This window comes from Oceanobacillus locisalsi (assembly GCF_042675985.1).
GTDB lineage: Bacteria > Bacillota > Bacilli > Bacillales > Amphibacillaceae > Oceanobacillus > Oceanobacillus locisalsi.
Window position 1 is genome coordinate 1 of sequence record NZ_JBHTKK010000022.1, and the last position, 25152, is coordinate 25152.

The window sequence follows — 25152 nt, forward strand, 5'->3', positions numbered from 1 at the left end:
TTCTTAGAAATACCATTTACCTTCAGCTGTCTACGAATTTTTTAGCTTTTCTCGCTTAAAAATAGGAAATCATGAACCAAAAATTTTAATTTGATTCTTTAATCTGCAGGTATGAATAATTCAGGATTATATAATGTAAAAACATAATTATTTTAGATGCCAAATGGCTTCGAGCATCAATAAACGTGAGAAAGAAGTTAATCACACTACAAACATACATAAGTTCTTGTGAGAATAAAAATCTAATCAGCGCCCTATCTCAAAAGACCCACATTATATTCTCCAAGTAGAATTTCCTGCATAAACCGGCTATCCAAGAAACATCTACTCTTTTCGATACCTCACTTCTCCATTAATAATCGTCAGTTCAACGCTGGTATCCAGCAATTCATCCGCATTCTTCATCTGAAATGGATCAGCAGAGTAAACGGTCATATCTGCAAGTTTTCCTCGTGAAATCGTTCCTTTTACCTTTTCTTCGTTCGTTGTATAAGCAGCATATTTGGTAAATAGATAAAAGGCTTCCTGCATGCTTAATTTTTGTTCCGGATACCAGCCGTTATGCGATTCTCCTGGAGCTTTTCGTGTAACGGCAGCATGAATGCCGAGCAACGGATTTAATGGCTCTACAGGCGCATCTGAACCGCCGCCGCAGATAACGCCGGCATCAAGCATGGTTTTCCAGGCATAAGCATCAGGCATGCGTGCGCTCCCGAGGCGGTCGGTGACCCAAGGGTAATCGCTGGCAAGGAAGCGGGGCTGGATATCAACGATGCGGCCAGGGTCAGCAAGGCGTTTGACCAATTCTTGATTGACAACCTGTGCATGAATCAGCCGGTCTCTATAAGCCGCTTGTGGAAATTGATCCAGAATATCAAGGACGTTTTCCAGTGCCTGGTCGCCAATCGCATGGACAGCAACGGGCATGGACAGTTCACGGGCGCGTTTGACAACCGCATACAGCGTATCCTGCGTGAGTAACGCTTCTCCATATTGTCCCGGCTGGTCAGCGTATGCTTCTTTTAACAAAGCGGTTCTTCTGCCAAATGCACCGTCGGCAAATATTTTCACTGCTCCAATCTGCAGGGTGTCATTGCCATAGCCGGCATACATTCCTTCCGCGTGTAAGTCTTCCAGAAATGGATAATCAATCAATAAATTCGTGCGCAGCCCCATGTTTTCTTCATTTAATAATGCATGATAGAGCTGGTAGGTTTGCTGTAGTCCGCCCAAGTATGCCGGATCATTAGAATGTACGCTGGTTAATCCGTAACTGATAGCTGAGGTTATGGTTTGGCGAAGCGCCTTTTTCCAGGTCTGATATGATTTCTCAGGAATTTGCGCTTTAAATAATGCAGATGCAGACTCCAGGACAAGACCGGTCGGGCTGCCGTTTGCATCTGTTACAATATCGCCGCCATCCGGCAGAGGCATCGTGCTGGAATAATGAATTTCTTCGAGCGCTTTGGAATTAACCACGGCAGCATGCTCGCATATTCTGGTAATAAAAAGCGGATGGTGCGGGGCGACTGCATCGAGCTCCTCTTTTGTCGGGAGTCCGCCATCTGTAAACAGATTTTCGTCCCATCCGGCACCAAGCAGCCATTCTCCTTTTTCCAATGTTTCGCCATGCTTTTTTATGTTATGTAAAAAATCTGCTTTCCTGGTTACGCCCGTCACATCCAAATCAATCACCTTCATCGCCTGCAAAGAAAGGTGGAGATGCGTATCCGTTAGTCCGGGAGTCGCTGTTTTGCCGCCAAGGTCAATGACGATATCGCTTTTTGCACGCCAAAATGCAAGCATTTGTCTGGTCGAACCCATATCGATAAAGCGTCCGTCTTTAATGACAACGGCCTCTACAATTGGCTGAGAAGCTTGAAATGTATGTATCACACCATTCGTATAAATAGTTATCATGGTAAGTCTCCTTATCTGCATGTTCGTATATATGTGTATGTAAAGAAAAGCTTGTATCAGACTGCTAGCAGTCCGTAGTAAAGGTATTCTAATCTACAAGACTATCTTTCTATCTTATCAAAATTCTTTCTATATTACAGCAGACAGATTGACTTTTTCAGAAATTTTGTTATATACTTGATTCAACAAAGTTGAATAAAAGGAAACTGAAGTGAATGAAAAAAGGAAAGCGGGTAAGAGCAGGTTTGGATTCATTATTTGCTTCAATATGTGATAGTTGGACTTTTCGATTTGATAGGAAACGAACGTTTAACGTTTATTTTCATAATTTGAAAATGAAAACGCATTCAAATAAGGAGGGATATGCATGGGTGGATTGCCGAGTCATGTTTATTTAAAGGAAGTCGGGCCAAGAGACGGATTGCAGAATGAATCGCAATGGATTTCTACCGATGACAAGGTTGCGTGGATTAATATGCTTTCTGAAACAGGTTTCCGGGAGATTGAATATTCTTCTTTTGTTCATCCGAAAATGATCCCCGCATTAAAGGATGCAAGGGAGGTAGGCAGACGGATCCGTCGTAAAGAAGGAGTCACATACTCTGCTTTAGTTCCGAATATGAAAGGGCTGGAGCATGCCTTGGAAGCTGGTATTGACGGTGCTTCTGTATTTATGTCGGCTAGTGAGACGCATAATCTTAAAAATATAAATAAAAGCATTGATGAAACATACCCGGTATTGTCGGAGGTCATTCAAGAAGCCAAACATGCCGGGAAAGAGGTAACAGGTTATGTTTCCACGGTATTTGATTGTCCTTATGAAGGACGGATTGCGGTGGAGGACGTGCTGCGTGTATGTGATCAGTTAATTGCGAGCGGGGTGGATTATCTCTCCCTCGGTGATACAATCGGGACAGCAGTACCGTCACAAGTGGAGGCATTATTGGAAGGACTCGCTTCTTATTTTTCAAAGGATAAATTGATTTTACATTTTCATGATACACGGGGAATGGCCATAGCGAATATCATGACGTCGCTTCACATGGGCATTACCCGATTTGACAGCACGGTCGGCGGTTTGGGCGGCTGTCCATATGCACCGGGAGCAGCAGGAAATGTGGCGACAAATGATGTGCTATATTTATTAAATGGTCTGGGAATTGAAACAGGAATCAGTGAAAAACGTATTCAAGAAGCAAGTATCTATATTCAAAACAAACTCGGGACAACATTGCCCAGCCGGTCTGTAGCTTATTTAAAAAATGCTTGATATAGCGGAAACTGCTGGAAAAGCCTTGTCAGACAAGCGGGAGACAGGGCTTTTTAGCATGAAGCAGGGGAGCACTGTTTTTGAAAAGTTAGATTGACTGCATTGGTTCAACTGGATTATGATAAAATATACTAACATCCTATTGAAATAAACCTTTGGCAGAGGAAGGAATGAGCGGCATCGAATTACATAAAATTGGCGAAAAAATTAAATATGCCAGACGAAGAGAAAATAAAACACAGCAGGAAATTGCAGATGCTTCCAACATTTCCAAGAGTCTTCTTTCCAAAATAGAAAATGGACAGACGGCTTCCGCAATTGCTACCTTATCCCGGATCTGTGATGCACTGCATATACAATTGTCATGGGTATTGGATGATAAAGAAGAGCAGGATATTGTCATTCAGAAGCAAAGCAATCGTCCGCAAAAAGTAGGCGATGAAAGCATGGGCTACTCCTACGAGGTATTGGCGAATCGCTCTAAATATAGCGGGATTGAGCCGACGATTGTGCATGTTACCCCTAAATCGTTGAATCTGCGGGATGAAAAAACGTATACACATACGCAAGATGAATTTATCTACGTGCTGGAAGGGGAGATTGAGTTATTATATGATGGGAAGAAGCAGCTGCTTCAAACAGGAGACAGTGCCTATTTCGCAGGCTCTAAGGAGCATTTATTTCTTCCGGTGAATGATCAGGAAGCAAAAGTGCTGACCTGTTTTATTGATCGGGTTTGACGGAAGAATGCCGGTAAAGCAAAGGGAACATCAAGAAGTACTTCTGTATGGTTCGTTAAGTGAAGAACAGTTAAACGAAGAGATGGGGGGTTAATAATGCATCTATCTGAATGTCCGTTTTGTTATCCGTATCTAGTGGAAAATCAGCAGATTATTTTAGAAAATGAAAAAGCAATATGTTTACAATTAGAGGAAGCACAGCATTTAGGAAATGTACTTGAAGGCGCAGGGGTGATTGTAACCAAAGCACATCGCGTTTCCCCATTTGATTTAACAGATGAAGAATGGTTGGCAATAAAAGATCTTTTGCAGAAAGTGAAATATTTGATTGATGAAAAGCATGAACCTTCTGGATATAATATTGGCTGGAACAGCGGAGAAATTGCAGGACAGCATATTATGCATGCGCACATGCATGTATTGCCCCGTTATTCGGACGAAAAGATGAGAGGGAAGGGGATAAGGTACATATTTAAGCATCCTTCAAATAGCCGGCCAGGAAATGTATAAAATGAATATAACGCTGGTTCTATTTTTAAACAAGGATCAAAAACCACCAGCTGAATAGCGCTAAAGATGATTAACTATACAAAAAAGATTTTCTCTGATTGGAGAGAAAATCTTTTTTGTTGTTGATAATAAAAACACACTATTTATGATGCAGTGCTAATACATTGTACAAAAAGGAATGTATTATGGAGCAAAGTCCATTTGACCAGTAATCAATAAGAAAATCACGATTAACCAGAATATAAATAAAGAAGAGGAAAGAATCAAAGCTATTACCGGAATAATCTTTTTCTCTGTTTTCTTGAAGATACCGATAATGGATAAAACGATACCGGCAGCTGTCAAGAAAAAGGTGATATAATCTCCCGCCAAATAGCCAATATTAGCAATTCTGGTTGGTGTTACGAAAACAATAAAAAAGCAAACAATGCCTATGATAAGAGAAATATAACTAATCAGACCATGTTTTTTCAACTTCCCAGGTTCGCTTTTCAAATAAACACCTCTTTCACTCACTCTATATTTCTATTATATCAGCTATCCGTGTTTTCCTGCTTTGCATTCGCTGCAGCGGTTTCTGAAATTGCTGCTGATACAGACTCTTGATTATTTTCCCGATTCACATTTCCTTTCGACGCACCAGCCAGTAATTGCTGAATATCGATGCCAGAAGTTTCCTTTAAGTTTTCCTGCAATGTACTGATTAAATTGGTCGCATAGCCGGAGACTTTATTCGCTCCGCCGTTTGCATCGTTGCTGCCTGTATCGACAACCGTAATCTTATCAATATTGGAGAGCGGGCTTGCCACTTCTTTGGCATAATCCGGAAGCATTTTGATAACCATATCAAGAATAGCGGCGTCACCATATTGTTCAAAGGCTTGCGCAACTTTTTCTTTCGCTTCCGCTTCTGCAAGACCTTTCAAGCGGATAACTTCTGCTTCGGATTCCCCTTGTGCACGTTCGGCATCTGCTTTGGCGAGACCGTCCACACGCACTTTCTCCGCTTCTGCTTTGGCCGCTGTTTCGATACGATATTGATTCGCATCCGCTGTATTCATTTCTCTGGTTTTCTCAGCAACGGCAGATTGTTCCACGGAGTATCTGTCCGCATCGGCTTTTTTCTTCACTTCGGAATCATATTGTCTTTCCCGGCGCAGGATTTCTTTTTCTTCCAATTCGATTTGTTTCTGACGCTCGATAATTTGAATTTGCATTTCCTGCTCGGTTACTTCCTGTTTAGAGCGGGCTGTTTCAAAATCATAAGCCTGGTCTGCGCGTGCTTTTGCCGTATCTTGTTCACGGCGGTAATCGGACGTTTTTAATTGATTGTCTTTTTCGGACTCGGCAATTTCTGTTGCCCGTTCTAACTCGGCACGTTTGGCATCTTTGGCCGCTTCCGCACGTTTAATTCTTGTTTCTTTTTCAGCTTCTGCGGTAGCGATATCTGCATCGCGTTTCACTTGAGCAATCCGCGGTCGTCCAAGTGATTCTAAGTATCCATTGGAATCTCTGACATCTTTAATAGTGAAAGATACGATAACTAATCCCATTTTCGCCAAGTCGTTAGAAGCTACCCGCTGCACTTCTTGAGAGAACTTATCACGGTTTTTATAGATTTCTTCCACCGTCATGGAACCAAGGATAGAACGTAAATGACCTTCTAATACTTCTTTTGCTTCCAGTTCCCGGTCGTTTTTGGATTTTCCAAGGAATTGTTCTGCTGCTGTAGCAATTTCGCCGATCGAACCACCTATTTTTATAATTGCTGTACCATCTGCTAAAACAGGAACTCCTTGTTCTGTGTACACCTCTGGCGTAGTGACTTCCAATTTACTGGATAATAGACTGAGTGGTTCTCCCTGTTGAAAGACGGGAACGACAAACGCTCCGCCGCCGCGAATAATTTTAATTTTATTGCCGGCTTCATCCACATGGACATTCTTGCCACCCAAATAACTTCCTGTAACAATAAGCGCTTCATCTGGTCCGGCTGTGCGATACTTTGTCACAAATAAACCGACTAATGCCAATAGAAGCGCAGCTGCTACAATAATAACAATCCAAATTTCTGGCATAATTTTCCTCCTGACTTATTTATTTTTCAGGCTGCTATTATCTGCGGGTCAGAAGATAACAACCTGAATACATCCACTTGCAATCTCTCTATTAAAAAGAGAAAAGAAGTTTCATATATATGAAAAGCCAATCTGTGATCAGCTAATCTAATGATTCATAAGGGCTGACATAAAAAACCCCGTCTTGAATGTCGATAATTAGTACGCGCTCATTTTGAGAAATTGCTTCATTATCGAAACCGACAGCCGGTTTTGAAATAACGCCGCTTTTCCATTGCACCATGACTTCTCCGTATCCATCCACAGGAATGGAAACAATCGCAGTCCCTACACTGCCGATTAAAGCTTCCTCTGAATATCCCAGGGATTGTTCAGCGGATCGGATGGGGACGAGAACAAATATATGCAGGAGCGTGACAAAAATAATACTTAAAATAGAAGAAATGATAAGAATGGCCAGGCTGGACCAATTCATAAACCATTCGAGAATATATCCCATGGCGGATAAAAAAATGAAAAAAGAAAGAATAAGTACTGGGTGGAGGAAAGGAATGGATTCAAAAATACCATCCAATAAGTCTCCAAACAAAAGAACAACAACGGTCAAGATGGCTGCTATAATCAATATCCATAAATATAAATCTTGGATAGCGTAACCAAATAATGTCAATATGTACCCTCCCTTGCGCTTTTCAATACTACTATGTACGTTTTACTTTTTTATTTGGTTTCACTTTTTAATGGATACTTTACTAATATAATAAACAAAAGACCCTTTTATGAAAAGAGCCTTTTGTTTTCTTATGTCATTTATCTAAAAGAACGAGCTGATTCATCAGCTGATCCAGTTCTTGGCTGCAATTTACGGTTTCCTTGGCTCCCAAACCATTTTTTTGTGCTTGTTGTAACATTTCACTTCGCTTTTGAACAATAGACAGTACAATGGTTTCCCTGTTATACATATCCGTATTTCTTTCATACTTCATATCATTTACGATGCACCTTTCCTAGTAATATTTGGCTGTGATTAGTCATACAATAAAACGATTTATTAAAGTACCAAAAGAATTATCGCAAAAGGTGAAAAAAAATGAAATACATTCGACAAAACTAGAATGAAAGTTACATATTTCGACACAGCTTTTAACACTAGTAATCAAGATGATATTTCTTGATTCTTTGATATAGTGTCACGCGGGATATTCCGAGTTGTTTTGCTGCTTTTGTCTTGTTACCGTGACACTGTTCCAGGGCTTGTTCAATCGATATTTTTTCGATATTTTCTTTTTCCGGCGGCGGGGTTTCTGTATGTGCGAAAACTGGATTGGAAAAGGAAACCGGGAGAAAACTCCAGACATCCTGCTTTGTCAGAGTAGTGCCTTCATGCAAAATAATGATTCTTTCCATCAGATTTCTGATTTCTCGTATATTTCCCGGCCAGTGATATGCTCGTAATACGTCCATTGTTTCTGCAGGTATGGCTGGGGCAGAAGACTGGTATTTTACAGCAAATTGTTCTAAAAATGTTTGTGCGAGTATGTCGATATCCTTTTTTCTTTCACGGAGAGGGGGCATTGTTAGTTGGATGACATTCAACCGGTAAAATAAATCCGATCGAAAATGATTCTCTTGCATTAATTTCTCTAAATCCTGGTTAGTTGCAGCGATAAATCGGACATTAATTTGTTTTCCACCAGAGTCGCCGATACGATAAATGCGATTTTCCTGCAGAACACGCAGCAGTTTTACTTGCATATCTAATGGAAGTTCCCCGACTTCATCCAAAAATACAGTTCCGCCATCCGCCATTTCGATTTTCCCTGCTTTTCCACCTTTTTCAGCACCCGTAAAGGAACCGCTCTCGTAGCCGAATAATTCGCTTTCAAACAATGCTTGCGGGATAGCGCCGCAATTGACTGGGATAAAAGGGGCGTTTTTTCTGTTACTGGCATCATGAATCGCACGAGCGCATACTTCTTTACCAGTACCGCTTTCCCCAAGAATTAATGTAGTCGCATCTGTTGCAGCGGTTTTATTGGCCATCCGAATCATCTGGTGAAGCGCCCGGCTGTCCCCCTTTAACTTGGCAAAAGGCGAGTCAGAAGAGGCGGGAGTCATTTGTTGCTTTAATTCCTGCAGTTCTTGCGAAGTACTTTCCAGATTGTCATTCAGTTTGACAATGTGTGTAATATCACGTTCGATGGAAAGGACACCGATTAATTGATTTTCCTGATTAAAAACAGGAGAGGAATTGACGACAACATGCTTGTCTTTTCTTGGTCGGTGATAGGCATTTTTGACAGGTTTTATCGTGTTCAGCACTTTCATGATCATCAAGTCATCATGTGAAAAAAAGTCGGTAATAGGCTGGTTAATAATTTGCTCTTTGGCAATTTGATAGATTTGTTCGGCGGCGTTATTCCAATAGATTACCTTTTGATCCTTGTCAACAATAGTAATGGCGTCATCTTCAGATTGCAGTAATTCTTCAAAGAAATAGGTTTCATTCATACGCTCACCTCAAAGTGTAAAGTAAATTGTAAACTGACTATACAGTATGTGTAAATTTTCTTAACACTATTGTAAATGTAATAGAGACATAAAAGCAACTGAAATTTTAAAAAAATGAAATCGCTGTCATTGTTTGCAAGGTTTTGCAGCGCTTTTTAATCTGTGATTTTAAAATTGGCATATTTTTTGCATGTTATTTGGTAAGAAACAGAATGACATTATTTATTAGGAGGTATTTTACATGGTATTACCATTTAAACATGAGCCCTTTACAGATTTTAAGAAAGAGGAAAATAAGAAAGCATTCGAGGCAGCTTTACGTTCTGTCCGCGGGGAATTAGGCAGAGACTATCCGCTTGTTATTAATGGAGAAAAAATATATACAGAGGATAAATTAATTGCGATTAACTCGGCTAAGAAAGAAGAAGTGGTCGGGAACGTATCCAAAGCTACAAAAGAACATGTAGAGCAGGCTTTTAAGGCAGCTGTAGATGCTTTTGAAACATGGAGAAAAGTACCGGCAGCAGACCGTGCGCATGTTTTGTTCCGCGCTGCAGCTTATGTCCGTCGCCGGAAGCATGAATATTCCGCATGGCTGGTTCAAGATGCCGGCAAGCCGTGGAATCAGGCAGATGCAGATATCGCAGAAGGAATTGACTTTTTAGAATACTATGGCCGTCAGATGCTGGAACTGGACAAAGGAAAACATGTGGAAGATCGTTTTACAGAGAGTAATACCTATTTTTATAAAGCGATGGGTCCCGGCGTTGCTATTCCGCCATGGAATTTTGCGTTTGCGATTGTGTGTGGAACAGTTGCAGCACCGCTTGTTGCTGGAAATCCTGTCTTATTAAAGCCTTCTGAAAACACGCCGGTGATTGCCTATAAATTGGTAGAAGCATTTGAAGCAGCAGGTCTTCCAAAAGGGGTCTTACATTTTGTTCCGGGGGATCCGAAAGAAATCGGCGATTATCTTGTTGACCATAAGGATACGCACTATATCAACTTTACTGGGTCGAGAGCAACGGGTGTCCGTATTTTTGAACGTGCTGCAAAAATTCAGGAAGGGCAGCAGCATCTGAAGCGTGTGATTGCTGAAATGGGCGGAAAAGATACCATCATTGTAGATGAAACAGCAGATTTAGACTTGGCTGCAGAATCCATTGTTCATTCGGCATTTGGTTTCTCCGGTCAAAAGTGTTCTGCATGTTCCAGAGCAATAGTTCATGAGGATGTATATGATGAAGTCATTGAAAAATCTATCGATATTGCCAAGACGTTAACTGTCGGCAATCCATCGGAAGAAAATGTATATATGGCTTCCGTTATTAATCAGGCGCAATTTGATAAAATAAAAAACTATATAGAAATTGGTAAAGAAGAAGGAGAGCTGGCTTTTGGAGGGGAAACAGATGATTCGGAAGGGTTCTATGTTTATCCGACTATTTTCAAAGATCTTGATCCCAAAGCACGTCTGATGCAGGAAGAAATTTTCGGACCTGTGGTTGCCTTTGCAAAAGCAAAAGATTTTGATGAATTATTGGAGATTGCGAACAACACAGAATACGGTCTGACCGGCGCTGTCATTTCTACCGATCGTACCCGTTTAGAGCGGGCACGGGAAGATTTCCATGTTGGTAACTTGTATTTTAACCGCGGTTGTACAGCAGCGATTGTCGGTTATCAGCCGTTTGGCGGCTTCAAGATGTCCGGAACAGATTCCAAAGCAGGAGGGCCGGATTACCTGCAGCACTTTTTAGAGGCGAAAAATGTAACAGAACAATTTTAATGACTCAGGTTTACCTGTGAACAGAAATAGATTTTCTGTTCACAGGAAATTTTTAATATATTTATAAATGAAAGCGTTTTTTTGACGGAAAAGGGGGAATGGATGATGACGAGTTTAACAAGAGATTTCTTTATAGGGCTTTCCAATAGTACCATTTTAAATAAAAGCGCAAAAAAATTTGGCACCCGTTTTGGGGCAGACCGCTTCGTAGCCGGGACGGATTTTGATGCGATTATTCCTGTTGTGAGGGAGTTGAACGAAAAACAGATATCTTGTACAATGGACCATCTCGGCGAGTTTGTTATGGATAGAGCAGAAGCAGCGTATGCAAAAGCGAAAATTACGCATATGCTCCATCAAATCCATGAGCAACAATTAGACTGCCATGTTTCGATCAAGTTGACTCAATTAGGGTTAGACATTGAGGAATCCTTCTGCATTCAAAATGTGGAACAGATTGTAGAAGTGGCTGACAAATATGGCATTTTTGTGAACATTGATATGGAAAAGTATATGCATTATGAGAAAACGCTGGCGATTTTGAAACAGCTCCGCAAAAAATATTCCCATGTCGGAACTGTTATTCAAACTTATTTATATGACGTGGAGAGAGATTTGGATGAATTAGAAGACGTACGGCTGCGTATTGTAAAAGGAGCTTATAAAGAAGATCAAGCAGTAGCATATGCTTCTAAGAAAGATATTGATGAAAATTTCTTGCGAATAGCTAAAAAACGGCTGCTAGGAAAAGCGTTTACTTCGATTGCAACCCATGATCACCATATTATTGAAGAGCTGAAGAAGTTTGCAGATGAACATCATATTTCAAAAGAGACATTTGAATTTCAAATGCTATTTGGTTTTCGGGTGGATATGCAGCGACAATTAATCAAAGAAGGCTACCGCTTCTGTACGTATATTCCTTTTGGAGAAGATTGGTTCGGTTATTTTATGCGCCGATTGGCAGAAAGACCGCAAAACATCAATCTTCTGGTAAAAGACGTTTTTTATACGGAAGATAATAAGGTGAAGAAGCAACCGCTAATCGCAGGGGCTGCAGCGTTAACTTTGCTCGTTTGTCTGGGAAGAAAGAAAAAGAAAGCATCAAAAACAGTATAAATAATTAGGCTGTTGACACGCAAGAGGTGTTTCAAATACAGCCTTTTTTCAACTTTCTATAAGATGAGTAAATCTATTAAAACGCCGCGTTTTCTTTCAAACACATTTTTACATGGACAGAGGAGAGGGAAGGATGTCAGAAACAACTTATCAAATCATTGCGATTATTTTATATTTTTTAGCCATGATTATTATTGGGCTTTATTCTTATCGCAAAACATCCAATTTAGATGACTACATGCTGGGCGGCAGAAGTTTAGGCCCGGTCACATCCGCATTGAGTGCAGGTGCGTCAGATATGTCCCAGTGGCTGCTGATGGGACTTCCGGGCGCGATTTATGTATCCGGTCTTGCTGAAGGCTGGATGGCAATTGGTTTGGCTACCGGCGCCTGGCTGAACTGGCTGATTGTTGCTCCGCGGCTTCGGACGTATACGGAGGTTTCGAATAATTCGATTACGATTCCCAGTTATTTGGATAATCGCTTTAAAAATAATACCAAAGTTCTGCGTATTGTATCCGGTATTGTTATTTTAGTTTATTTTACTTTTTATGTTTCTTCCGGAATGGTAGCAGGCGGTGTCTTTTTCCAGAGTGCATTTGGAGTGGATTATCATACTGGTTTGCTTACGGTAGCAGCGGTAACGATTGTATATACCTTTGTAGGCGGTTTTTTAGCTGTTAGTATTACAGATGTGGTGCAAGGTACCATGATGTTTTTAGCACTTATACTTGTGCCGGCGCTGGCTATTGTTTCTTTGGGCGGTTTTGGCGATACGATAACCATTGTTCAGGATACGAATCCGGATATTTTAAGCTTTTTTGCCGCTGCCTCAGCCACCGGGATTATTTCCTCTTTAGCCTGGGGGCTGGGCTATTTTGGACAGCCGCATATTATCGTCCGTTTTATGGCGCTGAAATCAGCGAAAGAAGCTTCCGCTGCCCGTCGTATTGGTATTGGCTGGATGGTTATTGCGTTAATTGGCGCGGCTGCTACAGCGATTTCCGGATTTGCCTTCTTCCAAGCAAATCCAGAGCTGACACTTGCTGACCCGGAAGCAATATTCATTGTTTTAGGGCAATACTTATTTCATCCGTTTATAGCTGGGTTATTATTGGCTGCCGTGCTAGCGGCCATTATGAGTACCGTATCTTCGCAGCTTTTAGTCACTTCTTCCGCACTGGTGGAAGATATTTTCAAAGCGATATTTAACGCAAATGCGAAAGACAAAACCTACGTGCATTTAGGGAGAATCGCTGTTTTGGTTGTTTCCCTGGTTGCCTTGGTTTTCGCCTGGCAGCAAAATGATACGATTCTGGGACTTGTCTCTTTCGCTTGGGCAGGTTTCGGTGCAGCATTCGGTCCGGTGGTGCTGCTGTCTCTGTTCTGGAGAAAAACAACAGGAATCGGTGCGCTGTGGGGAATGATCGTTGGTGCGGTTGTTGTTTTCGCATGGGGCTATTCTCCACTGGCCGACTATCTGTATGAAATTGTTCCAGGCTTTGTGCTAAACATGCTTGTCATCATTCTGATCAGTCTGAAAACGTATAAACCAAACAAAGACATTGAAGCAGAGTTCGATGAAACAGTGAGGCGGTTGAAAGAGCAGTAATAAGAATGAAAACAGGGTCGGGGGAAACTCCGGCTCTTTTTTATGAAAAAATGACAGATAGTCCTTTTAGATGTAACCGTTTGAAAGAAAATGGTACAATAAATCACATAGGAATATTTATGATGGAAGGATGCATGCAGATGAGTAAATATTTTGGTTATGCAGGAACGTACACTAGAAAGACAAGCCAGGGAGTTTACCGTTTTACCTTAGATACGGAAACGGAACAGTTATCGGCTGCAGAGGTAGCTGCAGTACTTGGAAACCCGACTTATATAAACTTTAATGAAAATCAAGACAATCTATATGCTGTTGCCCAGGAAGGGGACATGGGAGGCATCAATGCGCTTCGTGTAGATAAAACAAACGGAGAATTGCAGCCTGTAAACGGTCAGCTGGTAGAAGGAAATCCTCCTTGCTACGTGGAAGCGGCTGACAATATGGTAGTCACAGGAAATTACCATAAAGGAACGATTGGTCTCCATTTCACGTATGAAAATGGGGAAGTAGAGCAGGGTTATTTTACACAGCATGAAGGAAGCGGTCCGCATGAAAGACAGGAAAAACCGCATGTGCATTTTACCGGATTTACACCAGATAAAAAATATGTTGTTGTTGCGGATTTAGGAACAGACCGTCTGGTAACATATAAGGTGGAAGATACTTCTTTAGTAGAAGTCAGTACGTTTTATACGAATCCGGGAAGCGGTCCGAGACATATTGTTTTTCATCCGAGTAAACCGATTGCTTACTTGCTTACAGAGCTCACATCAGAGGTTATTGTGTTAGATTATAATAGCGAAACAGGAACTTTTACAGAGAAGCAGACGATTCTCGCCAAACCTGCTGATTTTAAAGAAACCAATGATGCAAGTGCCATTCATATCACTTCGGATGGGAAATTTCTTTATACCGGCAATCGCGGACATAATAGCATTACTTCATTCCATGTGGATGAGAACAGCGGCGAATTGACATTTCTCGCATTTACGCCATCCGGCGGTGAATGGCCAAGAGATTTTGTTCTGGATCCGACGGAACAATTCTTAGTAGCGACGAATCAACATAGCGGGAACGCTGTCCTGTTTAAAAGAGATGGAGAGACTGGGGAATTAACGGAAACGGATCAGGTGATTGATGTTCCGGAAGCTGTATGTGTGAAGTTTCTTTCCTAAGTAAATATAAAAACATCCTTCTAGGAGAAGTTTATACTTTTCCAGAAGGATGTTTTTTCATTATCTTTGCTCTAATTTCGCAATCCGCTGATCTAATGGCGGGTGTGAAGAAAAAGCATTGAGCATGCTTGATTTATTACTGATTTTCATTGTTTGAATAGCTGCATCATTACTGTGGTCATCTGCTTCTGCACGGTTAATATGCAGTTTTAGAGACTCAAGCGCGTGTCTCATTTTATCTTTTCCGGCTAAATCAGCACCGCCTCGGTCTGCATGATATTCCCGGTATCTGGAATAGGCGCTGACAACAAGGCTGCCTAAGATAGAGAAAAGGATTTGGAAAATAATAATGCAGGCAAAATGAACAATCCATTGCAACTCAGAGCGCACCATGCGTGACACGATACTTGCGGCAATACGGGACAGGAAGACAACAAATGTATTAATAATACCTTGTAATAACGTCATAGTAACCATATCGCCGTTTGAAACGTGAGCTACTTCGTGTGCAATAACACCTTCTACTGCATCATCATCCATATTATCCAATAACCCTTGCGAGACAGCAACCAACGAACGTTTCTTGGTTGGACCGGTCGCAAAAGCATTGATTTCCTGGGAATGGTAAATACCTACCTCTGGCGTATGCGTGAGTCCTGCAGCACGGGATAAGCGTTCTACTTTTTCATAAACCGCACGTTCCTGCGGGCTGGTCGCTTTGTCCGGGTCAATGACTTTTACCTTCATCATGGTTTTAGCCATCCAGCGGGACATTGCTAAAGAAATAAAGGAACCGGTAAAACCGACAATAATACTAAATATCATGAGGGAAGGATAATCAATTCCTCCATCCGCACGATAACTTGGTCCAATATCAAATATACTCGTGATAATGGACCAGATAATGACAATGGTTGTCATTACTAAGATGTTTGTTAAAAGAAATAACAGAACTCGTTTCCCCATAAATAACCTCCTGATTTATTTTCTATTTTCTAAATCATATCATATTTTGCAGTGCAGGCTAAACTTTCGTCGCGTTAAGGGAGCCAAATTCTTTAAGCTTGAGAATCATAATAAATACTGTAAACGTATTCAATTGCTGATATAATGGAAAGGAACGTTGGCAGAAAGGCGGGGGTTTTAATGAGTGCGTTGCAATGGAACAGTCCTGAAGCTTTACGCCGGCTCTTGAATGAGCTGGTCAGCTGGAAAAGTATCAGTCTTTCGGAAGGAGAGAAGCAGTTTCCCAGAAAGTTATATGCGAAACTGCAAGATGTGGATTATTTTTATGAACATCCGGATTATTTAGCATTGCATGAGGCTGATCAACGCCGGAAACTGTTAACGGCTTTATACAAGCATCCGGATGCTTCCCGGACGATTTGCCTCATCAGCCATTTTGATACCGTAAACACCGAGGAGTATGGTTCATTGGAGCCGCTTGCAACACAGCCGGAGGAGCTTACCAAAGCATACCTGGAACAAAAGGACACTTTTTCCCGGGATATTCGGACAGAGATAGAATCAGTCGAATTTTTATTCGGGCGCGGGACAATGGATATGAAGATGGGGCTGGTGATGCATATGAGCTTGATAGAACAGGCTGCTGCAGAGAAATGGCCTGTGAATCTGCTTTTACTGACGGTTCCGGATGAAGAGGTGAATTCAGCGGGGATGCGTTATGCCATCCCAGTACTTACAGATTTACAAAAGCAGCATCAATTAACCTATACGTTATTTTTAAACAGCGAACCTTCATTTCGGCATGATCCCAAAGATAATACGCACTATATTTACAGCGGCACCATTGGTAAGGTGTTGGCAGGAGCGCTGTTTTATGGAAAGGAAACCCACGCAGGGGAGCCACTGAGCGGGATGACATCGCCATTTATCTCTTCGTTTTTAACGAGAGAGATGGAGTGGAATCCGATTTTCAAGGAGACGGTGCTTGAAGAAACAGCGCCGTTGCCCGTTACGCTGCAGCAGACAGATTTGCGATTGCGCTACTCTACTCAGACACCGTACCGGTCTTCTGCATTGTATAATATCTTTCTATTAGAGAGAACAGCGGAGGAAGCATTTACTTTGTTTGAACAGACTGCGAAGGTTGCTGCCGCACAATGTAATGAACGGTATAAAAAAATATGTCAGGATAACCAGGTGGATCCGATTGGTCATGTGAAGGTGTTTTCTTATAAAGAATTGCTGGAATATGCAATCAATAAATTAGGGCGAGAATTTGTAGACGATTTGAAAAAGGATGTGCATTATCATGATGCGTATGATGACAGGGAGAAGTCATTGCGTATCACGGATAGTCTGATGATTCATTGTCAAGAGCTTGCGCCGGCGATTGTCGTTTTATTTGCTCCGCCTTATTACCCGGCTGTTAATTCCAGCGGTAACCGGCTTGTCGAATTTTGCGTGGATTTTATGAAGACAGAAGCAAAAAAGCAATTTCAAGCAGAGATCAAAAGAAGTCATTTTTTAAATGGCATCTGTGATTTGAGCTATGTGAATTATCAGGGCAGTGATAAAGACTTGCAGGTCTACGAAGAGAACACGCCGGTCTGGGGAGATTCGTATACATTACCATTTTCGTCTATGCGTGCATTGAGCGCTCCTGTTTTAAATATAGGGCCATATGGTCATGACGCACATAAACGGACAGAGAGACTGCATATTGCCAATGCATTTGAGCAATTTCCGTCCTTAATGAGACAGCTTATACTACAAATTTCGAAAAAAGAAGAAAAATCGTTATAATTTTACCTTTTCCCATTAAAAAATAACAGCAAATGATTTATAATGAAAAGAGAATGGAGGTGTTGTTCCATGAACCCAGCTAATATAGGTATTCCGGGTTTAATATTGATTGTTGTTCTTGCTTTAATTATTTTTGGCCCTAAGAAGCTGCCGGAAATCGGAAAAGCAGCCGGACAAACCTTACGGGAATTTAAAAATTCAGCGAATAATTTAATGTCTGATGAAGGTAAAAATAGTGAAACAAAAGAAGAGAAGGATGAATTGGAGAAAGATTCATCAAAATAGGAGCAGCAAGGCGTCAACGGTTTTTTCCATTGTACGCCTTGTTTTTCTATATAAAAAAATGCTTGTAAAGAGATTGATAAGCTGTCTTTACAAGCGTTCATCATCACGATCTATTTTTAGCTTGCCGTACATAAAAGCTAGTTAATTATAGGGAAGAGGAGGAAAAGATTTGTCTTTCATCCTATTGTTAGTACCCCCAATAAGAAGTACCTACAATAATTAATAATATGAAAAGGACTACGAGTAAGGCAAAACCCCCTCCAAATTCATTGTATTTACTCATTTTTACACCCCCCTGTGTGTTTACTATATGATATGTTGCTCTTTTAGGAAGGGTATTTGACCAGAAAAAAAGGATTTTCGCCTGTACATATCGAATCAATAATAATGAACGAAAAACAGAAATGATTTTTTGCGGAACAAGTACTGGTTAATGAAGGTTTTTTCGGTCGGTTTATAAACAGTAATGGATTATAAACCGCTATATTTCAATGAATTAAGCTTCATTTTATGTTTTTTTTATGGCTGTACCATAGTTTTACCACATTTACGTGCTAAAGTAATAGGTAAGATAGAAAAATGAAATGAAAAGGCAAAACGTGTCGTTTTTCATTTTATAGATTATCACTTTGATTCTTGTAATGAATATGTCAAACAATAAGGAGAATGAATATGACAGTGCATATTTACGGAGTATCTTGCTCATCTACAAGAAAAGCCAGACAATGGTTTCGCAAAAATGGAATTGCTTATAAGGAAAGGAATATTCTACATCAACCATTAACTATTGAAGAACTAAAAAATATTTTACAAATGACGGTAGAAGGTACAGATGAAATTCTTTCAACCCGTTCTAAAATTTACAAGGAATTAAACTTGAATGTAGAGGAATTGTCTTTACAAACCTTACTAAAATTAATTCACGAATACCCAAGATTGCTGAAAAGTCCGATTTTGGTTGATGAAAAAAGGTTTCAAGTCGGTTATCATGAAGAAGACATTCGACAATTTTTACCTCGGAAAACAAGACAGCTGCAGTGGTCACAGTGGAAAGTGGATTTAGGATTAATAAAAGGGTAACAACCTTACATGAACCTTAAATCCAAAAATAGATACGAAAAAAGAGACAGCTTATCTGTCTCTTTTTTCGTATTAGTGTTATGATATATTATACATTACGAATAACTTGTAATGCTTGCTCCATATCCGCTTTTAAATCTTCTACATCTTCCACACCTACAGAGAAACGAAGCAGGTCATTACCGATGCCCCGCTGGATTCTTTCCTCTTCCGGCATATCCGCATGTGTCTGGGTGGTAGGATACGTAATAAAGCTTTCCACACCGCCTAAACTCTCAGCAAACACAATGATATTCAGATTAGCTAAAAAGGACTTTACCAGACTTGCATCTTCTAAGCAAAATGAAAGCATACCGCCCCTGTTCGGGTAAAAAACTTGGCTGACTGCCGGGTGTTCTTCTAAATAAGCAGCAAGATGCCTGGCATTTTCTTCATGACGCTGCATACGGAGTGCAAGTGTTTTTAAACCGCGGACAAGAAGCCAGCTGTCTGACGGAGATAAAGTAGCGCCGGAAGCGTTATGCATTTCGAATACTTTCTCGGATAATTCCGGTGTTTTGGTTACTACAAGTCCAGCTAGTACATCATTATGTCCGCCAATATATTTGGTTGCACTGTGTACGACAATATCCGCACCAAGCGTAATAGGCTGCTGCAAGTATGGCGTTAAGAAAGTATTATCAACGATAAGGAACAAATGATATTTTTGTGCCAGTTCCGCATATTTTTTAATGTCAACTTCTTGTAGTAACGGATTTGTAGGTGTTTCCAAAAAGATAGCTTTTGTATTTTCTTGAATACACCGCTCTGTTTCTAATACATCCTGACATTCATCATATGTTACAGAAACATGGTATGCTTTTTCGTAATGGTCAAAAATACGATACGTCCCCCCGTAGATATCTTTTGTCGCAATGAGATGATCACCTGCTTGGAATAAAGAGGAAAGGATTAATTGAATCGCAGCCATCCCGGAACTGCAGGCGAAAGCGGCATCTCCCTCTTCTAACTTCGCAAATCCATCTTCCAGTACAGATCTGGTCGGATTTTTAGTGCGGGTATAATCGTACCCGGTGGAGTGACCAATTTCCTGATGCTGGTAAGCTGTTGATAAATGGATTGGTAAGTTTATCGCTCCTGTCCGTTCATCTGTTTTGTTTCCTAATTGTACTAATGCGGTTTCTAGTTTTTTCATTAATTTTTTCCTCCTTCATAAGAAAAGCGTGCTTGTGAATGTGCTATTTCCCTATGTATTTTCTGTTAAATGAATAAAAAACCCTTCTTATCCAGAGATAAGAAGGGTGTAATATCAACATAACACACATCTCTTATCTTTAAAGGGGAACCCCTTCTGGAATTAGCACCTTGCTAAAATTAGCCGGTTGCTGAGACATCTGCGGGCCAGTCCCTCCGTCTCTCTGGATAAGAATTAACATATTTATAATTACGTTTACTTTACAAGAGAGAAGAAAAAAAATCAAGCCTAAATTATTTTTCATCAGTCAAAAAGCGGGACGCGGTAATGCTGGACCAAGATTTGCAGATAAAAAAACCGAAAAGTATTTGAAAAGGTCCTTCATGGAGATTACAATGGATATGATGATTTTATAGGTGAAAGTATAATTAAAGTTATATGGAAGCATGAAAATACAAGTATTCGTATGATAATTTTAAAAAAAGGAAGAAGATATATGCGCAGAAAAAAACTGTTACTGGTTAACATTTCTTTGTTAGCAGGATGTATTGTCATTATTGGCATGGGCATTTATAAAGACAATGATTCAGTGGAATATTCCATGGAAGTAAGTACCGATGATGACAATAGCGGTGATGGGCAAATGGGAGAAAGTGTCGAGCTTTTCACGACCTCTTGGAATGACCGGTTATTAGGAGACAATGAACAAATTTATCAAACCGCTCATGTAGATCATCATAACAAGCCTCAACAAACAGACAGGGAAACAGAAGTGCAAACAGAGAATAGCTCTGCACAAGAGACAACGGAAGAAGCAGCAGATACAGAAACGGAAACACATACAGATCAGAAACCAGACAAGCAGGAAAGAAATAATGCTGTTTCTGAGGAAACATCCGCTTATCAAATAACGAATAAGAAAACGGATGAATCAAATGAAAACGAAGCACATCATACTTCTCATAGGGAAGGTTATACAACTGAAGAAGATAATGAAAATACGGAAAGAAAAGAAACAGATGAAGATAACTCTCAAAAGAAAACAAATTCTTCAGATGAACAAGTAGAACAGAAGAAACCTGAAAAAAAGAATACTGCCACAGATTCTGGTGAGTCTCTTAATGAAAAAGATAAGAAAAAGATAAATGGTAAACGTAAGCCATCAAAAGATGAAAATTCGAAAAGAGATAAAGAAACAGAAAACGAAAATGGTGAGGAAGATAAAGATAAAAATAAAGAAGATAAAAACGACCAAGAGGACGAAATAAAGTACCCAGAAGAAGAACCGATAGACGATAATGAAAATGGGGATAATGAAGAAGGAAAAGAAGATGCAGAGGACGAAACAGAAGATGAAGAAGAGCTGGACGAAGATCATGAAGACGATGATTCCGAAGAAAATAAACCAAATACAGCTTCCATCTATTCCGAATAAATAAAAAAGATGAAAAACGGTAAATTTGCCTCCACTCGCATTATTTGCCGTTTTTTAATTGCGATAAAAGCAGCATTTTAAATTCGTAAATGCAAGGGGCAAACGTTTGAAATAGGTGGAACAGGGAAAAGTACACTTAACAGAGTGGAAATTTTTCTGAAGAAATGTTGATGAAAATTAGCTTAACACTGCAAAATTTGATATTATAATAGATGCAGCAACTATTAATCGTGATAGTTCAAAATTACATTGCATTTTATTTATGGAAGTATAGAAAGGAAGGAAGATGAAATATGAGTAAACCAAAAGTAGTTGTGCTTGGTGCCGGCTATGCTGGATTAGTGGCAACAAGACGTTTAACACAACAGCTTTCTGCTGAAGAAGCGGAAATTGTTCTGATCAACAAACATAATTATCATTATGAAAGTACATGGTTGCATGAAGTAGCAGCAGGAACGATTAATCCGAACCAGGCACGTTTTATGTTGACAGATGTTGTTAATCCGAAGCGGGTTCGTTTAATTTATGACAACGTTACCGAAGTAAAACGGGAGGACAAGCGTGTCGTATTGGAAAATAGTGAAGTTTCCTATGACTATCTAGTGTTTGCACTTGGATTTGTATCCAACTCCTTTGGCATTCCTGGCATGGAAGAAAATGCTTATGCTATCACAGATATCGATTCAAGCCGTTTAATCGCTGAGCACATCGAGTATCAATTCGCGCAATATTCTTCAAGCGAAGAAAAGCATGATGAACAGCTTACTATTGTTGTCGGCGGCGGCGGTTTTACAGGTATTGAATTTGTCGGTGAACTTGCGGACAAGGTTCCTGAGTTATGTAAAAAATATGATATTGACCGAAGCAAAGCAAAAATTATTAACGTAGAAGCGATGCCGTCCATTTTACCAATGTTTGACGATGACTTAGTTGCTTACGGGAAGCAATCTTTAGAAAATCGCGGCGTGGAATTCCGTATCGGCACTGCTATCAAAGAATGTACAGAAGAAGGCTTCGTTGTCGGCGATGATCATGAGCTTATTAAAGCTGGAACCATTGTATGGACTGGCGGCGTAATGGGCAATCCTGTTCTGTCAGAATCAGGATTTGATATGTTCAAAGGAAAAGTAAATGTTGGGTTAGATTTACGTCCGGAAGGCGAAGAAAGTATTTTCGTACTTGGCGACTGCTCTTGGACAATGGATCCGGAAAGTGGCAAACCTTTCCCTCCAACTGGTCAGTTAGCAGTACAAGAAGGCGCGAAAGCTGCGGACAATATTGTTGCATTAATCCGTGATGAAGTAGTTACTGATTTTGTTTACTCTGATAAAGGGACAGTTGCTTCTCTTGGTTTATCTGATGGTATTGGAAACGTCCTTGACGGTAAAAAACTAAGCGGTAAAGCAGCTGCAGCAATGAAAAAAGTAGTTGATGACCGTTCCCTATTCTTAGTAGGCGGTGCGAAAACAGTACTTAAAAAAGGTAAATTCCGTCCATTCTAAATCTGGATGACATCATCATTAAATGCGTATTTGATAAACTACTCCACAGGAGGTAAGAGATATGAAGAATGTATTTTGTTATGTTTTGCTTGCTTTGACAGCCCTCGTCGGTTACCGTGTTGCAAGTGAATATTTAGAAGATAACAGGGACTTTAGATAAGTTTTAAAAATGCCGGGGAAGCTGCTTCCCCGGCATTTTTTCGCTGCATAGAAATAAAACATCCCCAGCATACTAAAGCGAAAGGGGTGTGCATCATGCGTTATTTATTATTATCTTTTATGTTTTGCTTTTTTTTATTTCCTTCAACAGCACATGCTGCCGTGTTGGAGCTTTATGATGAGCGAAAAGACTCCTGGACAATTGACTTAAATGCTTATGTGTTTGAAATGGATGAAGCACTTTTAGATTGGCGTCATATTCAACATCTAACGAAGTATATGCAAAAGCAAGTTTATCAAGAGCCGGAAAATGCTTATATGGACAAGGATGGAAATATGGTAAAAGAAAAGCCGGGATTTGTGCTGGATGTTACACAATTTCATACACTAATGAGTGAGGTATATTATCATGGTAAAAATCAACAGCTGCTAGTACCGAAGCAGCCGATTCCGGCACGTGTGAATGAAGCACTTTTAAAAGAGATAAAAGAGAAAGAATTAAACCGTTTCACGACTAAGTTCAGAACAAGCAATGCGGAAAGAACACGCAATATTGAACTTTCAGCTGAAGCGGTTAATAATACAGTGATTTTTCCCGGTGAGTATTTTTCTTTTAATGAAGTAGTGGGAGAGCGAACCCGGGAAAGAGGCTATCTCCCGGCTCCGGTTATTGTAAAAGGAGAATTCAGTGAAGATATAGGCGGAGGGATTTGCCAGGTGTCCTCGACCTTATTTAATGCTGTCGATCTTCAAGGGATTGAAGTAACCGAACGCTATGCACACAGCAGAGAAGTGCCGTATGTCCCCAAGGGGAGAGATGCTACGGTAAGCTGGTGGGGACCTGATTTTGCTTTTCGAAATAAATATAATCATCCTGTGCTTATTCAAGCCTCTGCGGAAGAAGGAGCGCTAACCATTGTTGTTTATACAAGCAACGATGCTTCACTGTTTCAGCCAAAAAAGCCCTGATTTTACGGACATCCGTAAAATCAGGGCTTTAGCTTTGTAATTCAATAATGGAGTTACGCGATTATTCTGGTTTGTGTAATTCCAATTCGAAGTTAATTTTTACTTCTTCTCCAACAAGAACGCCGCCGGTTTCAAGGGAAGCATTCCAGGTTAAGCCGAATTCTTTCCGATTAATGCTTGTAGAACCGCTGAAACCTGCAACCATATTGCCGCTCATCGGATCTTTACTTTGGCCTTCAAACTCAACATCCAATGTAACAGGTTTTGTTGTTTCTTTCATTGTTAAATTACCAGTTACTTTATACTCGCTGCCGGATTTTTCGATATCAGTTGCTTGGAAAGTGATCTTTGGATAATTTTCAACATCAAAGAAATCAGCAGAACGAAGGTGGTCATCCCGATCGTTATTCCGTGTGTTGATGCTTGCTACATCAATGGTTAATTCAATTTCTGCATCTGTTAAATCCTCTGCATCTGCATGTATTTTTGCATCAAAATTGTCGAAAGTACCTTTTGCTTTCGAAATCATCATATGCTTTACAGAAAAACCTACTTCACTATGCGCTGTGTCTAAATCCCAGTTTACTTTTGCCATGTATGAAACCTCCTCAAATATTAGTTACTTACTTTCTGTTACCCAGTGTAAAATAATAAACAATGGAAGTCAAGTATATTTAATTAAAAATAGTTTAACTACATATATATTACCCGTATTATAATTTTATAAAACGTATAAAGGTTGATGCCGTTCCTAAAATCATGTGTTTGAAATATGAATATATAGGGTTGTAAAGAGGAGGGGGAAAAAGTGGACAAAGGTACTGTGATTAGTATAATTGCCGTGATGATTGCCGCAGCGAACCAAGTTCTTGTGCTATTTGGTAAGTCACCAATGCTTATCGATAGTACCCTTATAGAACAAGTGGTATCAGCCATATTCACCATTGTAACCGTTCTGCATGCCTGGTTAAGACGAAAAAAGGTAAATATGGCAAAAGAGAAAAAGAAGGATAAAAAAAGTAAGAAATAAAAAA

Annotated in this window: 24 protein-coding genes and 1 riboswitch; of the genes, 14 read left to right on the forward strand and 10 right to left on the reverse strand. The window is 40.2% G+C overall.

Translation table 11 applies throughout. The annotated features are described in order from the left end of the window. Positions 1-324 precede the first annotated feature (324 nt). Entirely contained in the window at positions 325-1920 is a 1596-nt protein-coding gene (locus ACFQ19_RS15425; protein WP_379593497.1) for an amidohydrolase, read from the reverse strand. A gap of 367 nt (positions 1921-2287) precedes the next feature. On the opposite strand from ACFQ19_RS15425, the gene ACFQ19_RS15430 reads away from it, so the two are divergent. The 3 genes from ACFQ19_RS15430 to ACFQ19_RS15440 all read left to right on the forward strand — a co-directional run bounded on the left by ACFQ19_RS15430 (position 2288) and on the right by ACFQ19_RS15440 (position 4440). Next, positions 2288-3190, forward strand: coding sequence for a hydroxymethylglutaryl-CoA lyase (locus ACFQ19_RS15430; protein ID WP_379593498.1), 903 nt, complete (start codon positions 2288-2290; stop codon positions 3188-3190). A 170-nt stretch (positions 3191-3360) separates the two neighbouring features. Continuing rightward, positions 3361-3930 carry a helix-turn-helix domain-containing protein gene (locus ACFQ19_RS15435; protein ID WP_379593499.1) on the forward strand — a complete coding sequence of 190 codons (570 nt, stop codon included), beginning with the start codon at positions 3361-3363 and terminating at the stop codon, positions 3928-3930. Positions 3931-4026: 96 nt separating this feature from the next. After that, on the forward strand, positions 4027-4440 hold the full coding sequence (locus ACFQ19_RS15440) for an HIT family protein (RefSeq protein ID WP_379593500.1): 414 nt from the start codon (positions 4027-4029) through the stop codon (positions 4438-4440). Between the two features lie 183 nt (positions 4441-4623). On the opposite strand, the gene ACFQ19_RS15445 is transcribed toward ACFQ19_RS15440, so the two are convergent. The 5 genes from ACFQ19_RS15445 to ACFQ19_RS15465 all read right to left on the reverse strand — a co-directional run bounded on the left by ACFQ19_RS15445 (position 4624) and on the right by ACFQ19_RS15465 (position 9029). Continuing rightward, entirely contained in the window at positions 4624-4935 is a 312-nt protein-coding gene (locus ACFQ19_RS15445; protein WP_379593501.1) for a hypothetical protein, read from the reverse strand. 38 nt (positions 4936-4973) lie between these two features. Beyond that, the gene (locus ACFQ19_RS15450) at positions 4974-6518 is read right to left on the reverse strand and encodes a flotillin family protein (RefSeq protein WP_379593502.1); all 1545 of its coding nucleotides are present in this window, start codon (positions 6516-6518) and stop codon (positions 4974-4976) included. Between the two features lie 142 nt (positions 6519-6660). Next, entirely contained in the window at positions 6661-7188 is a 528-nt protein-coding gene (locus ACFQ19_RS15455) for a hypothetical protein (RefSeq protein WP_379593503.1), read from the reverse strand. A gap of 136 nt (positions 7189-7324) precedes the next feature. Next, positions 7325-7504, reverse strand: a complete 180-nt coding sequence (locus ACFQ19_RS15460) for an aspartyl-phosphate phosphatase Spo0E family protein (RefSeq protein WP_379593504.1) — start codon at positions 7502-7504, stop codon at positions 7325-7327. 163 nt (positions 7505-7667) lie between these two features. After that, positions 7668-9029: a sigma-54 interaction domain-containing protein gene (locus tag ACFQ19_RS15465; RefSeq protein ID WP_379593505.1), complete on the reverse strand. Its 1362-nt coding sequence runs from the start codon at positions 9027-9029 to the stop codon at positions 7668-7670. Between the two features lie 241 nt (positions 9030-9270). Between ACFQ19_RS15465 and pruA the strand changes: the two genes are divergently transcribed. The 4 genes from pruA (at position 9271) to ACFQ19_RS15485 (ending at position 14724) form a co-directional block, all read left to right on the forward strand. After that, on the forward strand, positions 9271-10818 hold the full coding sequence (gene pruA, locus ACFQ19_RS15470; protein WP_379593506.1) for an L-glutamate gamma-semialdehyde dehydrogenase: 1548 nt from the start codon (positions 9271-9273) through the stop codon (positions 10816-10818). Positions 10819-10923: 105 nt separating this feature from the next. Then, entirely contained in the window at positions 10924-11937 is a 1014-nt protein-coding gene (locus ACFQ19_RS15475; RefSeq protein ID WP_379593507.1) for a proline dehydrogenase family protein, read from the forward strand. Positions 11938-12070: 133 nt separating this feature from the next. Then, on the forward strand, positions 12071-13549 hold the full coding sequence (gene putP, locus ACFQ19_RS15480) for a sodium/proline symporter PutP (RefSeq protein ID WP_379593508.1): 1479 nt from the start codon (positions 12071-12073) through the stop codon (positions 13547-13549). Positions 13550-13689: 140 nt separating this feature from the next. After that, positions 13690-14724 (forward strand): lactonase family protein, encoded by a 1035-nt coding sequence (locus ACFQ19_RS15485; protein ID WP_379593509.1) that lies wholly within the window; start codon positions 13690-13692, stop codon positions 14722-14724. 60 nt (positions 14725-14784) lie between these two features. On the opposite strand, the gene htpX is transcribed toward ACFQ19_RS15485, so the two are convergent. Further along, on the reverse strand, positions 14785-15690 hold the full coding sequence (gene htpX / locus ACFQ19_RS15490) for a protease HtpX (protein ID WP_379593511.1): 906 nt from the start codon (positions 15688-15690) through the stop codon (positions 14785-14787). A gap of 180 nt (positions 15691-15870) precedes the next feature. Here htpX and ACFQ19_RS15495 point away from each other — a divergent pair, with 180 nt between their 5' ends. Both ACFQ19_RS15495 and ACFQ19_RS15500 read left to right on the forward strand, forming a co-directional pair. Further along, positions 15871-17493: a M20/M25/M40 family metallo-hydrolase gene (locus ACFQ19_RS15495; RefSeq protein WP_379593512.1), complete on the forward strand. Its 1623-nt coding sequence runs from the start codon at positions 15871-15873 to the stop codon at positions 17491-17493. A 69-nt stretch (positions 17494-17562) separates the two neighbouring features. Next, positions 17563-17778, forward strand: coding sequence for a twin-arginine translocase TatA/TatE family subunit (locus ACFQ19_RS15500; protein WP_379593513.1), 216 nt, complete (start codon positions 17563-17565; stop codon positions 17776-17778). Between the two features lie 187 nt (positions 17779-17965). On the opposite strand, the gene ACFQ19_RS15505 is transcribed toward ACFQ19_RS15500, so the two are convergent. Further along, on the reverse strand, positions 17966-18061 hold the full coding sequence (locus tag ACFQ19_RS15505) for a YjcZ family sporulation protein (protein ID WP_080874150.1): 96 nt from the start codon (positions 18059-18061) through the stop codon (positions 17966-17968). Positions 18062-18450: 389 nt separating this feature from the next. Between ACFQ19_RS15505 and ACFQ19_RS15510 the strand changes: the two genes are divergently transcribed. Further along, positions 18451-18858, forward strand: coding sequence for a Spx/MgsR family RNA polymerase-binding regulatory protein (locus ACFQ19_RS15510; RefSeq protein WP_379593514.1), 408 nt, complete (start codon positions 18451-18453; stop codon positions 18856-18858). A gap of 88 nt (positions 18859-18946) precedes the next feature. On the opposite strand, the gene ACFQ19_RS15515 is transcribed toward ACFQ19_RS15510, so the two are convergent. Beyond that, on the reverse strand, positions 18947-20053 hold the full coding sequence (locus ACFQ19_RS15515) for a methionine biosynthesis PLP-dependent protein (RefSeq protein ID WP_379593516.1): 1107 nt from the start codon (positions 20051-20053) through the stop codon (positions 18947-18949). A gap of 130 nt (positions 20054-20183) precedes the next feature. Beyond that, a riboswitch (SAM riboswitch) is annotated at positions 20184-20287 on the reverse strand. A gap of 262 nt (positions 20288-20549) precedes the next feature. Here ACFQ19_RS15515 and ACFQ19_RS15520 point away from each other — a divergent pair. From ACFQ19_RS15520 to ACFQ19_RS15530, 3 genes are all read left to right on the forward strand, one after another. Further along, positions 20550-21488: a hypothetical protein gene (locus ACFQ19_RS15520; protein WP_379593517.1), complete on the forward strand. Its 939-nt coding sequence runs from the start codon at positions 20550-20552 to the stop codon at positions 21486-21488. Positions 21489-21781: 293 nt separating this feature from the next. Next, a complete protein-coding gene (locus ACFQ19_RS15525; RefSeq protein ID WP_379593519.1) occupies positions 21782-22990 on the forward strand; it encodes an NAD(P)/FAD-dependent oxidoreductase in 1209 nt (402 codons plus the stop codon). A 255-nt stretch (positions 22991-23245) separates the two neighbouring features. Beyond that, a complete protein-coding gene (locus ACFQ19_RS15530; RefSeq protein ID WP_379593520.1) occupies positions 23246-24118 on the forward strand; it encodes a VanW family protein in 873 nt (290 codons plus the stop codon). Positions 24119-24179: 61 nt separating this feature from the next. On the opposite strand, the gene ACFQ19_RS15535 is transcribed toward ACFQ19_RS15530, so the two are convergent. Further along, positions 24180-24713, reverse strand: coding sequence for a YceI family protein (locus tag ACFQ19_RS15535; protein WP_379593521.1), 534 nt, complete (start codon positions 24711-24713; stop codon positions 24180-24182). Between the two features lie 213 nt (positions 24714-24926). On the opposite strand from ACFQ19_RS15535, the gene ACFQ19_RS15540 reads away from it, so the two are divergent. Further along, positions 24927-25148 carry a phage holin gene (locus ACFQ19_RS15540; RefSeq protein ID WP_379593522.1) on the forward strand — a complete coding sequence of 74 codons (222 nt, stop codon included), beginning with the start codon at positions 24927-24929 and terminating at the stop codon, positions 25146-25148. Positions 25149-25152: the final 4 nt, after the last annotated feature.